Origin of the sequence: Gracilibacillus massiliensis (assembly GCF_001458115.1) — a bacterium.
Taxonomy (GTDB): Bacteria; Bacillota; Bacilli; order Bacillales; family Amphibacillaceae; genus Gracilibacillus; species Gracilibacillus massiliensis.
Genome location: NZ_CZRP01000013.1, coordinates 1354435 through 1368571 on the forward strand (window position 1 = coordinate 1354435; position 14137 = coordinate 1368571).

Annotated in this window: 9 protein-coding genes; 1 reads left to right on the forward strand and 8 read right to left on the reverse strand. The window is 38.1% G+C overall.

The window, feature by feature from the left end; genetic code table 11:
- Window positions 1-33: 33 nt before the first annotated feature.
- Window positions 34-1218 carry an MFS transporter gene (locus BN3107_RS18165; RefSeq protein ID WP_058309031.1) on the forward strand — a complete coding sequence of 395 codons (1185 nt, stop codon included), beginning with the start codon at window positions 34-36 and terminating at the stop codon, window positions 1216-1218.
- 180 nt (window positions 1219-1398) lie between these two features.
- Here BN3107_RS18165 and BN3107_RS18170 read toward each other — a convergent pair whose 3' ends face one another.
- The 8 genes from BN3107_RS18170 to BN3107_RS18205 form a co-directional block, all read right to left on the reverse strand.
- Window positions 1399-2646, reverse strand: coding sequence for an ATP-binding protein (locus BN3107_RS18170; RefSeq protein ID WP_058309032.1), 1248 nt, complete (start codon window positions 2644-2646; stop codon window positions 1399-1401).
- Window positions 2647-2847: 201 nt separating this feature from the next.
- Entirely contained in the window at window positions 2848-5922 is a 3075-nt protein-coding gene (locus BN3107_RS18175; protein ID WP_058309033.1) for a beta-galactosidase, read from the reverse strand.
- A 14-nt stretch (window positions 5923-5936) separates the two neighbouring features.
- On the reverse strand, window positions 5937-6809 hold the full coding sequence (locus tag BN3107_RS18180; RefSeq protein WP_058309034.1) for a carbohydrate ABC transporter permease: 873 nt from the start codon (window positions 6807-6809) through the stop codon (window positions 5937-5939).
- A gap of 3 nt (window positions 6810-6812) precedes the next feature.
- On the reverse strand, window positions 6813-7685 hold the full coding sequence (locus tag BN3107_RS18185) for a carbohydrate ABC transporter permease (RefSeq protein ID WP_058309035.1): 873 nt from the start codon (window positions 7683-7685) through the stop codon (window positions 6813-6815).
- 84 nt (window positions 7686-7769) lie between these two features.
- Window positions 7770-9281 carry a response regulator transcription factor gene (locus BN3107_RS18190; protein WP_058309036.1) on the reverse strand — a complete coding sequence of 504 codons (1512 nt, stop codon included), beginning with the start codon at window positions 9279-9281 and terminating at the stop codon, window positions 7770-7772.
- Window position 9282: 1 nt separating this feature from the next.
- Window positions 9283-11064, reverse strand: a complete 1782-nt coding sequence (locus BN3107_RS18195; RefSeq protein ID WP_058309037.1) for a cache domain-containing sensor histidine kinase — start codon at window positions 11062-11064, stop codon at window positions 9283-9285.
- A 112-nt stretch (window positions 11065-11176) separates the two neighbouring features.
- Window positions 11177-12481 carry an extracellular solute-binding protein gene (locus BN3107_RS18200; RefSeq protein ID WP_058309038.1) on the reverse strand — a complete coding sequence of 435 codons (1305 nt, stop codon included), beginning with the start codon at window positions 12479-12481 and terminating at the stop codon, window positions 11177-11179.
- A gap of 251 nt (window positions 12482-12732) precedes the next feature.
- Window positions 12733-13842 (reverse strand): plasmid pRiA4b ORF-3 family protein, encoded by a 1110-nt coding sequence (locus BN3107_RS18205; protein WP_058309039.1) that lies wholly within the window; start codon window positions 13840-13842, stop codon window positions 12733-12735.
- Between the last annotated feature and the right edge of the window lie 295 nt (window positions 13843-14137).

Below are 14137 nucleotides of genomic sequence, written 5' to 3' on the forward strand. Positions count from 1 at the left end.
CAGGATTTTTTATTTAGAAAGGACGTAAATACGATGAATTTAAAAGTTTTTATACTAGCATTATCAACGGTCGCCGTTGGACTCGTAGAACTAATTGTCGGAGGAATACTCCCAACGATCGCCAATGATTTAAATATCACAATAAGCTCTGCTGGGCAACTGATCACAGTTTTTGCACTTGTGTATGCCATCTCTGGCCCTGTGTTATTAGTGCTCACTAGCAAAATAGAGCGAAAAAAGTTATATCTCATTTCCTTATTTATTTTCTTTATCGGGAATATCCTGACTTACTTCAGTCCGAATTTTACCTTTATGATGATTGCCAGGGTTTTGACCGCTATGAGTACAGCACTTATTGTTGTACTTTCATTAACGATCGCTGCCAAGATTGTTTCACCGCAACACCGAGCAAAGGCACTCGGCCTCATTTACATGGGTATTAGTTCGTCACTTGTTTTAGGCGTGCCACTGGGCATTTTAGTCTCCGATGCATTTGGCTGGCGCGTGATTTTTCTAGGGATTGCTGTTTTATCGATTGGTTCCTTTATTCTTATTTCTATCTATTTAGAGCTAGTTCCCGGAGGAAATGCAATTCCACTTACCAAACAATTAAAAGCAGTAGGTAGTCTTAAATTAGGAAGTGCCCATCTCGCAACAATGTTTATGTTAGCAGGGCATTATACACTTTATGCATACTTCACTCCATTTTTAGAAACAGAGCTTCAGCTGAATTCCGCATGGATCAGCATTTGTTATTTATTATTCGGGATTGCAGCAGTAAGTGGCGGAGCATTCGGGGGAGCCCTTTCCGATTCGATTGGCACGCATAAAAGCATTCTTACGGTAATTGTGTTATTTGCCATTGTGCTATTCTTAGTACCAGTCACTACTTTTTCACTGATTGTATTTATACCGATTATGATGGTTTGGGCAGCATTAAGTTGGAGTTTAGCTCCACCGCAACAGAGCTATTTGATTGAAACCGATCCTGCTACATCTGACATTCAGCAAAGCTTTAATAACTCTGCCTTACAAATCGGTATTTCCTTTGGATCGGGATTTGGTGGCATTGTATTAAGTCAAACCGGATCTGTTTCCTATATTGCTTGGTATGGTGGTGCACTTGTTATTATCTCCTTACTTTGTGCAGTCTTTTCATTAACAAGAGGCAGACAAGGCAAGGGAGAAAAAACTTTGAATGCAACCATACAAAGTTAAATTTCAGCTGAACTATTTGTTTACAGTTTACTGTTGAGAGAAGTTTTCCTCGGAAAAGTGAATATAATTATCATGCTAAAAAGGAACTCCCGATTGTTTCGGAAGTTCCTTTTTATACAGGCAATTAGCGTCGTTAAAAGTTAGTTCATATTCTTTTTTCTAATTCTCTTCTTTGCCCAACTAATTTGCTGGTAACACGACGGTTACACTAGTTCCACTATCAACCTCACTATCTATTGAAATTTGTCCTTCATGTTCCTGAATTATTTTGAAGCTCACCATTAACCCTAAGCCTGTTCCTGCTTCTTTCGTTGTATAAAAAGGTTCACCAACCTTAGGTAATTTCTCCTTTGGTATTCCTCCGCCTTGATCAATTATTTCGATTACTATGTTATTCTTAAAAAGGTTTGCTGCAACAGTGATGAATCCACCTTTTTCCATCGCTTCAATTGCATTTTTTAAGAGATTGATAAAGACTTGTTTTATTTTGGTTTCATCACAATAAATATTTGGAAGGTCACCTTCAACTTTTGTGATTAGATTAATATTATTTTTTGCAGCTAAAGGTTTTAATAATTCTAGAACGTAATCTAAAATATTTCGGACATTTTCTAAAGCAAAATTCTGAGACTTTGGTTTCCCAAGAATCATTAAATCATTTACAATCGTATCTATCCTATTAACCTCATCAAGGATTATCGGCGTGTATCGGCCAGCAGAACTTTTGTCCGTTTGTTGCAACTCTAGAAGGCCTTTTACAGAAGCTAATGGATTTTTTATCTCATGTGCTACACCAGCTGCCATTTCACCTACCACAGCTAACCTTTCAGACTTTTGCAACTCTTCATAAGCACTCTTAATAGCTGTAATATACGATATAGTACGTGTTAATAACAAATAGGCAACCATAGCTAGAATAATAATTAACATGATTGGTGTTAACACATTCTCCATTTGACCTGTTACCATTCCGGCAAACGCATATTTAAAAACCATTCCTAACGAAACAATCCAAAAATAGGTCTTATTAACAAAAATAGGGGAAAATAGGACGAGTAAAACCTCAATAATATTTCCACTCTGATAATTATAATTAATATCATTACTTGATAAGAAGATCATTACATCATTAATCATAACAACTACAATATAAACAATAATGTAAATATATTTAATAAGATGCGGTTTATCTTTCTTAAAACAATATAAAGCTACGAATAGTAAACCGAGATGAATGAGATAAGGAATAATTCCTAAGCTACCCTCTATTAACCCAACTTGTCCATAATCCTTCATTTCTCGCATTATGTAGTGATCATAAAAATCATAACCCCAGGTAAAAATATAGAAGAGAATTAAAAATAATATGGTAGCTTTTTTCTCTTGATTTATTAAAGCTTGTTTAGTATTACTAACAGTTTCTGACATAAAACCCCCACAATCGACACATTTTCTATATATTTCATTTTATACGATATTTTCTAATTAAGAAACGTTTTATTTTCTTTCCAACAACAAACTACCATTTTTATAAAAGTAACCTCATTATAAATAAAAAATGAAGCATAGAGTCATTTCTATGCTTCATTTCCTAATATATATGGAGGAATTTTTCAGTACTAGAGTGCGTCAAATCATGATATTCTGATCACGATAGGACGCCTTAACCCTACCTTGTTTATCTGTCGCAAATAATACAGACCGCTCCTTCTTCAATGTAAATTGATAAACCTGCTCAGTTGCAGCATCTTGTATTTTTATCGTTGTATCCTTTACAAATTCCGAAACAAAGGTATACAGATACCCATCACGGAAGCTTAACTTTCTTCCATAAATGCCTGGCAGGTTACCACCTTCGATCCATCGCAAATCTTCTTCAACAGCGGCATGCTTTAATGCTTTCCGATATAAATCCGTTAATACATCTGTCCGTTCATTTAATTCCACTGGGAGCGGAGACCATAGTAATGTTCCTTCACCCAATTGTACCTCGATTAAACTACCATCCTTTTGCCCTAAAACTACTTCTTTATTTATTTCTCCAATTCGACGATCACCGAATGACACCGGGTATTCGTCACCATCAATGGTAAGTAACTCTTCGCGAACTACATTAGACAAATGATAGTCTCCTAGTTCGTCTGTTAACGGCTGCGAATGTTCCCAATATGCATCAAGCCCAATCGGTCCCGTCCATAATAAGGTAGCACCTGACACTTTAACATAATTGACTATTTTCTCTCTTGCTTCCTTACTAAAATTATGAGCACTAGGTACGATCACTAATTTAGCTGGCTGTTCTTCCAAAGCTTCTAGATGATACTCTCCCATTGCGCGGAAAGGGACATTCATTTGATAAGCTAGCACCCTTGTTAAAGCAGTGGTCGCATCAAAAGCGAATTTTCGATTTGAAAAATCATTCGAGTACGGAAAAATAACCGCGACATCCTCTAACTGACGCTCGTCAAACAGATCACGAATCGCTCCGATAAATCGTCCAAAATCATAGGAGACGTCTGCTTCCGGCTTCTGCGTACCATCTGCACGCAAGGCGCCAATATTGGATTCATTGGTATTATCCATGTAAAAGTTGGTATTCCATAACCATTGAACCGCACCCGCTCCACCTGTTGAAAAGGAGTACGCATATTTCCGCTCTAAAATATTGCGCAATTCCTCTTCAGAACGTTTTGCTTTACTGTCGGCGGTTTCGACATACATCATGCCTGTTTCCTGGATCAAGTTTGGCTTATATGGTGTCTTAGTGAAAATGCCATCCCAAACTAACTGATCCATTAACCACCATGAATGCACGGTCGTATAATCAACCACTTCCTGATAGAAAAATGGTGTCGGACGCTGACTGTACATTGCTTCATCCTGACCAACAGTAACAAGCTGTTTCGGATTCAGTGACTTGATCGTATCACTCAATTCCTTCGCCCATTTGTTATGCATGTCCATCGTAAATAGCGTATAGTCGAGCCAGCGCAAACCTTTTTTCGGTTGCTTCATATCTTCTATATCAAAATTAATCTCTTCCTGTTCAGGTAATGATACTGACGCAAAGTCCGGTAATTCTTCTGTCGTCGTATCCCAGCGTTCTTGCAAGGCAGAGATCGATACATGCCTTTCTTCAAGCCATTCTACAAAGGCCGTATGTTCAAAGCGATCATGGGCAGAGCGTGGTCCTTGAAAAATACGATTCGGATCAAACATCGACGGTTCGTTAATTAAATCCCATTGTACATTGGTCGTGTTAGCGTGTCTCGCTACAAGCGCACGAATGAAGCGTTTCTGTGCTTTTACACTGCGAGGATCCAAATATGGATTTTCTCCTTCATAGGCAATCGGTGTAAAGGCAAAGAAGTTAAAAGTAACTTCGATGTCGTATTTTTTGGCCGTAAGCAGAAAAGCATCAATGGCACGCAGTACATCTTCTGACGGATGTCCATCGATGAACATTTGGTGACGCCAACCTGTCCAAAGACCGGTCCGAATCAAATTAATGCCTGCCTCTTTCATCGTTGCCATATCCTGATCCCATACCGCTACGTTTGGCATAAAAATAAATTTACGTGCCACATCTGACGTCATATAGGTTTGGCCTACGATCGGAAAAGGTCTGCCATCCTTCATAAAATAATCTCTACCCGCTTCCATCACAGTCCCTTCTTGTAAAAGGTGAGGATCATTTCCCCAGAATCCCTGAGTGAATATTCGTTTTTCTCCTGACTCTGAAGTAGCAAGACATTCGATTAGATACTGACCTTTTTCAATTGCGACATCAATTGGCACTTGAAGAAATTGCAGGTCATCTGTCGCTGTAATCGTTTCTCGCCCCGTCCAGACAACCTCTGTTTCCTTGGTAACGACTAACTCAAATTGCCAGTTTGCTGACTGCTTACGGATTTCTTCGATTTGAATCGTAATCGTTGCACGGTCACCCGGCTGATACATGGCATAATTAGGCTTGACCCAGATTTCGGTTACAGCTTTTTTAACAAAATCAGACCATTCCATCAAAGCTTCCAATCCGCCTTTTTGCCAAAAAGATTCCGCTATCGTTTGGTTAATCATAATCCACCTGCCACCAGCAAAATCACCTTTCGTGTTTTCCAGTAAAACGGCTGGTGCAGCAACTTCCCGTTCATCCTTGGACATTCCTTTTAAAAGCGGATAGATATGGGCATCCATTGGGCCGCTTGAACCATTTTCCTCTGGACGATCTTTATGTTTTGTTACATGTAGAATCAAATTATGTGTCGGTTCAACCGAGAATAACTGTTCTTTTCCATCGAGCAATGGGATCTTTTTGTCCGCTTGTAGCTTCACAATTGGCGCTGGATCAACGGGTAGTACTTCATGAATCTGCAACTGGCGATGGTAAGCTGTTTGTGCTCGTTCTATCTTCCACTCTCCCTGCTCAGAAAGATGAACCGGGTTGCGAAATGGAGCACCTCCGATATGAAGCAAGCCTTTGCCCTTTTTGAAGAATGCCAACAATCTCGGCCATGCTTTTTTCGGAAAATAGGGACCATGTAAATGGACATAGCTACTATAAGAAGGATCAGTTAAAGCCTCCTCCAGTTGATTGGCACCTACCACCTCAATCGTATCATCAAGCTGCTCGAGCCATTCTTTCGTAGGTCTTGCACCCTCATATGGAAATTGCTCATCATAAAATAGTAGTGTTTTTGTCATCGATGTTCCTCCTCTTAACCTTTAACAGCACCTTGTGTCATGCCATTTACAATTTGTTTCTCCATCACTAAATAAAAGAGAATCGTTGGAATTAATACGAGCGTTAACCCGGCCATTTGTGCCGTATAATTCGTCGTATACTCGCCTGCAAAGTTTGCCAGCCCTAACGGCAATGTGCTTAAGGCGTCATCATTAATCAATACTAAAGCAAACGAGAATTCATTCCAGTTATTAATAAAGTTTAAGATAATCGCTGTCGCTAATGCGGGACGACTCATCGGTAAAATAATCGACCAGAAAATTCGAAATGGTCCACAGCCATCCATAATCGCCGACTCCTCAATCTCTTTTGGAAACGAGCTCATAAAGCTTGTTAATAAGAAAATCGTAATTGGCAAATTAAATGCTACATATGGGAAAATCAATGCCAAATGCGTATTAAGAAATCCTAGCTTTTGCATTAAGATAAACATCGGAACCAATGTCGCATGAATCGGCACTAGTAAACCGATCACAAAAAAACCATATAAAATATTTCTTCCTTTAAATTGAAAACGAGCTAAAAAGTACGAGGCAAATGCACCTACCATGATACAAATCAGTAACGCGACAATCCCGACTAATAAACTATTAAAGAAATAGGAGCCAATATTAGCGGTTACCCATGCTTCTACATAGTTGGCAAACACCCAGTCGTTAGGCAAACCAAACGGATCGAAGGAAAATTCCTGACCTGTTTTAAAGGAGTTCATAATCATCCAAAAAATCGGATATGCATTAACGATCGTAAACAAAAACAAAATCAAATAAATCGTGCTGCGTTTCACTCGTTTTTTCGAACGTGCCTGTTTTGAAATCTTATCATAATAAACCGTTGATTCACTCATTACCTACACCTCTTTTCTGCGGAGTAATTTCGTTGTGATTAAAATAAGGGCGATACTAAAGACAAAGATTAAAACAGATATAGCACTACCATATCCGTAACGAAGCCCCTCAAATGTTTTATCATACATATACGTTGCCATAACCTCTGTTGAATTGGCAGGCCCACCTGAAGTCATCACGAAAATTAAATCGAACGTTTTTAAACTACCACTAATACATAAAACGACCGATATTAAGATGATATTCCAAATCGATGGTAAGACAACATGAATCGTCTTCTGCCACTCAGATGCCCCGTCTAAATCCGCAGCTTCTAATATTTCACTTGGCACCGTTTGCAAAGCGGATAGAAAAATAATAAAGTAAAGTCCAACAAACTGCCAAATAATCGTAATACATACGGCAACCATTGCCCACGTCGGATCCCCTAGCCAGTTTTGCTGCAGAGAACCTAATCCAATTGCTTCTAAAAAGTTATTGATCATCCCATATTCGGAATTGTAAATCATCCGCCATGTGATCGAAATAACAACGGTTGAGATAACAACCGGCATAAAACCAATCGTTCGGAAAAATTTAGCCCCTTTTATTTTTCGATTCAATAATAACGCTAAGGCTAAGGCAATCGGTATTTGTCCAAATACCGAGGCTAAAACGACTAATATATTATTTCTGACCGATAACCAAAACACTTTATCTTGCAATACTTCCTGAAAATTTGCCAGTCCAACAAACTGCATATCTGAAAAACCATTCCAGGACATCGTCGAATAATAAAAGGAAATAAAGATCGGAACAATGCTGAAAATCAGATAAATCACTAATGCAGGTATCACACCTACTGCGATAATCCATGGCTTTTTAAGTAAATGCATGTGACCACTCCCTCCAACTGTTAACTTTTCTCTATTATAAAAGGGCTTTCATTTTTCTGAAATCCTATAAAGTTAACATTATATCTACTTTTCTATAGAATGGAGTTTGCGAAATTGTGTAGGTGTAATCCCAACATAATTCTTAAATACCTGAACAAAATATTTATATTCCCGGTAACCAACATACTCAGCTATCTCAAAAACCTTGTTCGACGTGTCGCTGAGCAACTCTTTTGCCTTATTAATTCGTATCGTATTGAGATATTCGGAATAATTTTGACCTGTTTCCTGTTTAAACAGCATGCTGAAATAATTAGGTGTAATATAATGTGCTTCCGCTACTTCTACTGCTTTAATATCCTGTTGATAGTTTTTCTCGATATATTGCTTGGCTTGCTGAATAATCCAGTGGCTATCATTCGATTGCTCTACAAAATCAATCATGCTATCGAGATCCGCTAATAAAAAATCTTGAAGGGCACTAACACTATTAAAAACAAGTAAATCCGTCTCTTCATTTAATCGAAAATCAAGCTGTTCGAACATCGATTCCTGTGCTCTTTCTTTGATTGATCCAAGCAGAAAAAGACATTGCTTTTTTATTTGTTGAAGGGTTAAGGCCTTATCTTGAAAATCTCGAAACAATTCATTTACTATTTTCCGTACTTCCGACTGATTCTGTTGAAAAACAGCATCAGCTAAATCAGCGATCTGTTGTTTGTTGCCATCGAAATTCTTTACAGGTGGAAGCTTTTCAGCATCCGTAACCACCTGCTTTTGTTTTCCTCGGTAGAAACTTAAGCGTGTATTTAACTCCTGATACAGTCTGGCTAATTGATGCATGTCTCGATAGCAGCTGGAAATAGCTAATGAAACCTCGTTATTAAAATAGGTCTGCATCGCCGATGTAAGGAGCTGTATCTTTTCAGTTGAAATGCCCTCCTGATCATATAGAAACAGCGCTAACTGATTCTCATGCATTTCAATCCCAATAGAAGAGACATCTATTTGATCAATCATTTCCTTCAAACTGTCATAAGTTAATGCTGACTGATTTGTTTTATAATAGTCTCTTTTTTCAACTAGCATTAAGCGAAAAGCATATTGATGACTCTTGATTTTCTCTGATAGATGGTAGGAATCTGGTAAATGAAATAATTGCTGTGATAAATAATTGGTCAGGATCGATTCATTCTGGGTCTGTTGCTGCCGTCTTTTCTCTTCTATTTGCTCTTTTACTTTTCCAACCAATCCCCATAATTCATCGATATCGACTGGTTTTAATAAATAATCTTCTACACCAATCCTAATTGCTTGTCGAGCATACTCAAACTCCTCGTAACCACTGATCATAATAATGGTTACATGAGGAAAATGTTCGACGATTGCTTTTGATAACTGGATGCCATCTTTTTCAGGCATATAGACATCTGTAATCACAATATCCACTGGTTCTTGTTGAATAATTTCCAATGCTTGCTTACCATTGATCGCAGACCCAACAACTTCGATATCCATCTCTTGCCAAGGAATCGTATTCGCTAAACCTTGGCATATTAACGGTTCATCATCTACGATTAACATATTTAATGTCATTTCATCTGTCCTCTCCTTCTATCAGCTGATTCAGTATTTGTTTATCCTTGATCCAAGGAACCTTGATACGGACACATGCCCCTGTCTCGGTTTCAACAATTTCAATCCCATACGATTTGCCAAACGCATTGGTAATGCGGTCCTGCACATTTTTTAACGCATAACTATCGTGTTCTTCAGTAGCATCAAATAATTGTTGAACTTTTTCCAAGTCGATGCCAATACCGTTGTCCAAGCAATCAATTACCATATCATTCTCTTTTAAATAACAACGAATCATAATCTTTTTATTTTGCTGTGATTGTCGAAAGCCGTGCTTAAAACTATTTTCCACGAGTGGTTCCAGCATTAATTTTAGAACAATACTTTTTGCTAATCCTGCTTCTATAAAAATAGCATAATGAAAACTATCACCTAACCGTCTTTTCTGTAATTCCATATAACTTTTGACATATTTTAATTCATCTTCTAACGGAATCCATACTTTGCCCTGACTAAGATTAATTCGGAACAGTGTCGATAAATCCTCAATACTTTTACTTGTGTCTGGTGCATTTTCTAACCGAGCTGTCCAGCGTAGCATGTCTAAGGTATTATATAGAAAATGGGGATTAATTTGGCTTTGTAACGCTTTCAATTCTGAATGTTTATTTTGAATTTCGAGCTTATATTTAGTATCAATTAATCGCTGGATCTGCTCGACCATCGAATTGAAACGATAGCCCAATTGACCGACTTCATCGTTTGAACGAACTTGTACCTGCGCTTTGAAATCGCCATGTTCAAGACGCTTCGTTTCTCTTGTTAGCTCCAAAATCGGACGGACAACAAAGACAACAAATCCTGCAAATGTCATTAATCCCATCAAGACGGCGATCAAAATCATATAGCCAAAGGTCGATCGGATATCCTTCATTTCCGAGAGAATATAGGTCTCACTGACAACCGATACTAAATGCATATCAATCGGTTCAATATATCGCGAAACACCATAATAAACGTCACCATTTTCTTCCAGCTGGAAACTTTCGCCTTCGCTATGAATATTTCGAATAAATGCCTGATAACTAAAATTTGGTCCAGAATTAGATAACGTAATCGTTTCTTCCTCGTTATGCACAAGAAAAGCCTGGTGCTGATTTGTGGTAAAGCCGTCTGTCACTTGCTGGTACAATGCTTGGAGGTCAAGACGAATCCTAACATGTCCAATCGGCTCTGTAATGTTATATAAATTGTTAATCACACGAAACAGACTAACCACTTCTTCATCTTGACCGGTACGTTGGTTATACATCTGATAAGGTGTGCTCCACAGCATTTCTCCTTCCAACTCTTTCGCACTTTCTATCCATTGCTTTTCATTTCCTTCTACAGTTTCTCCAACGTTCAGAACTTGCTTATTTTCTCCTTCAATTTGGACCGAATGAAAGTAGTCTTTCTCGGACTGATGAAAAACAAAAAATCCACTTAAATTACTACGCACCTGATTTAAATGGTTATAATCTGCTCCAGACATGGCAGGGGATGTCATAAAATCACGAAATTCATGACTGTAAATCATATATCTGGAAATATCCTCAATCTCCTCTATTACATTGGTAAGCTGCGACTCCATGTTCCCTAGATTTTGATGGGTTGTCGTAATAATCTGTTCTTTCAATATTTTATTAGATTGATAGAGAACAATCGATCCAATGATACCGCTGGGAATGGTAACAAGCAGTAAAAAGATAATAACCGATTTCCATTTTAGGCTGTTTTTAATATAGTGTATAAGTGGCATATGTAATGACTCCCATTTTGTGATCGTTAGTTAACTTAAAGTATACCATTTTCACAGGCGCAAAAAGTAGAGCATCTCGTAAGACACTCTACTAATCTGCATTTCACATTAACTACTGCTGTTCACTTTCTTGTACACGTTGAATATTTTCAGCGGCTTCTTCCGGAGTCGAACCACCGACCGTTATCGACTGGAGCTCATTTTCTAATTGATCATTTACTGCCGGTATCAATGTTGCATCATATACTGGAGCTGGTTCCGATTCTGCGATTAATTCCAGCATATCTTCCTGCAAGGGATGAAGATCTGCATCTTCTGGTACATCTACATTGGCAATAATCGGTCGACCAACTTTAATCAACTCTTCCCATAGTTCTTCATTATAGACATATTTCAGAAAAGTGTGTGCTGCATCCAGCTTTTCCCCTTCTAAATCACTATTAATCGCAACACCAGTTCCTGCTACGGATGCTATTGTTTTCTTGTCATTCAATGGCATCATCGCAACTCCAACATTTTTGTCCTCTGGCATATTTTCTAAGATGGCTGAAATTCCCCAGTTACCATCCATTACCATTGCTGCTCTTCCCTGTAGGAAATAATCGATCATTTGGGAACTGTCAATCGTGTTCAAGTCATCATTAAAAGCTTCTTTTTTCACTAATTCATCAATGACTTCTAATGATTGGACAAAATCATCATCTGTAAATGCTCGTTCGCCATTGGCAACACCTTCTAAGAAATCGTTTCCAGTAAAGCGATCGGCAATCGTAGAAATATAAACAGATTGTAATACCCATGCATCTGAGTTACCCAGTGCCATTGGTGTAATATCATTGGCATTCAATTCATCTACTAACCCAAGAAACTCATCATATGTCGTTGGGAATTCTTCGTATCCCGCGTCCGCTAACATATCTTTATCATAAAAAATCATGTGTGTTGGATTCGTGTTGGCTGGCACCGCATATGGATTGCCATCAACAGAAAAGTCTTCGAAATCTTCTTCATCCAATAACCCTGTTTCCTCTGTCCAATAACTGACAATATCATCAATTGGTTGTACTGCTTCGCCTTCCACAAGTGGTTCTAACTCAGCTCCCGGCCAAACCTGAAAAACATCTGGTAATTGTCCACCGGCTGCTTGTGTATTTAAGCGTGTTCGATAATCGGCATTCGGTGTTGTATCTACTTGAAGGTCAATGTCTGGATGTTCTTCATTAAATTTCTCTACCACATCCATAAATGCCTCGTAGTCTGCCCGACCAATATCTTCAGACTTCCAAAATGTTAGCTCAACTGCATCTTCACTAGCTGAGTCACCATCTGATGAGGATCCCTCCTCACTATCTCCTGAACATGCTGCTAAGAAACCAATCAATAAAAATACAAATCCTAAAAGTACAAGCTTTCTCATCTAATAACCTCCCATTTGTTATCGCTTACAAAAAGGATTATCTCACACGATATCAAACTTAAAAATACAAGAAAATTAATATAATATCCAATAATTTATCACGGTGTAATTATTCACAGTACCTCAATTGAGGATTCGAGTTCTCGAAAAAACTAGGTGAGGAATACACGGACGCCAATACTCTATCCATCAATGGAAGTCATCTTCTACTGTACAACAAAAAGTAAGAGGAAACATAAGCCGACGACCTCTTATGTTCTCCTTATTAATTCTTCATTCACTTTTTCTTTATCAAATGGTTGATAGCCTGCTGATTTTGCCCAATTTAGCATCTGCTCCCGCTCTGGATCTTCCTCTGATTTAATGACTTCCAGAAAATGATGATAACCTGCACTTCCACCTACATCTTCCGGTGGGGTAGCTCCTTCACCATCCAGACAAACGGGATACCTCCCATCATAACCCTCCAGCCATTTCTCTAATTCTATTACGTGTTGCCAGTCATCCCCAATGTCGTACGTGTAAACCATACTTTTATACTTGTCTAATGCATCCTTTAACGTACATTGATGAGCATATCTCATAGTTTGTCCTTCTTTTTGATAAGCAAAAGATTCCTGATGTGCAACAAGAAGTAGATCAGCAGCTGGCAGATAATGACCCGTTAAGGTCGGTTTCTGATGATACAGATTAAATTCATAAAGATGACTATTCGTCCAATTAAAGACAATTTGTACTATATCATGAAAATTCCGAAACGTACGATTTATTGGTATAACTAACCTTCGCCAAACTGGAATACCCTCTAATTTCAAGGTTATTTTAACTTGAATCGCCCTCTGCTGAAATGCTTCAGATCCGATCTTGTTTTCTAAAAGATGATATAAGGACTTAATAGGTTTCATGTAACCCCCTGAACTTGATTTATACAAATTTCTATTTACCAAATCGCTTATGCCTGGTTGTAAAAGAGAATCCGTATCCACCTCGTCCATAAAAAATTCTATCTCTTGTGCAATGCGATTGAGCTTAGCAACAGATTTCCTGTCTTTTGTTGTTGTGTAGGATACACTTTCCCCCAGCAATTCCGGATAGACGACTTGATCATTACATCCATCTTTTTTCAGCATTTCCACAATTGCATGTTTTGCTACTGAGGCAAAATCACGAACATCCTTAGCTTTTAGTCCATACAACACTATGGTATAAAGACTGAGATCATGTACCAAAATAATGGTGTTTTTTCTATTAATTTTTTTAAAATGGGCATGCCACCCTTGTAATGGATCAGCAAGTTCTTGTCTTGGCTCTGGATTTACTTTTAGGTACTTTTGCAAAGCTTTCGTAGACTGAATGAGCATATTATTCTCTCCCTTAAAAAAATGGTCTTATTACTTGGTATGGAATAGATGGTGCTTATATCTAGGTTACTGCTTCTGTGCTGTACTTTTCTTTTAAAATATCGATTCCATGCGTGGAACTCCACGTATGGTTGAAACGTTCAGGGTGGAAAATGAAATCGATTTTTTTAGAGCGAATTCAGCAGAGGTTATATTTATCAATAATACCAAAAAGCCTATGTAATACAATGACCAAACACTATGTTGGTATCTTTCCAGCAGATTTAGTGTTTTGATAAAATTATGACTGCAGTAG